The organism is Haemophilus sp. UMB1048 (genome assembly GCF_030218125.1).
Lineage (GTDB): Bacteria > Pseudomonadota > Gammaproteobacteria > Enterobacterales > Pasteurellaceae > Haemophilus_D.
Window position 1 is genome coordinate 1 of record NZ_JASOPB010000154.1, and the last position, 247, is coordinate 247.

General features: G+C 53.8%; 1 protein-coding gene. It reads right to left on the reverse strand.

Going from position 1 to position 247, the window contains the following annotated elements; all coding sequences use genetic code 11:
- The coding region (gene rpsF, locus QP437_RS10275) for a 30S ribosomal protein S6 (protein WP_285267766.1) at positions 1 to 247 on the reverse strand (247 nt) is incomplete at both ends.

The window sequence follows — 247 nt, forward strand, 5'->3', positions numbered from 1 at the left end:
AGATGCTTCGGTAACAGCGTGCTTAGTACGCATTACCATGCTGCGGATAACGGCGTCGTTGAAGCGGAAGTTAGTTTCCAGCTCATCGATCGCTTCCTGCGGCGCTTCAACGTTCAGCAGAACGTAGTGAGCTTTGTGCAGTTTGTTGATCGGATAAGCCAGCTGACGGCGGCCCCAGTCTTCCAGACGGTGGATCGTACCTGCTGCTGCAGTAATTGCACCAGTGTAACGTTCGATCATGCCCGGA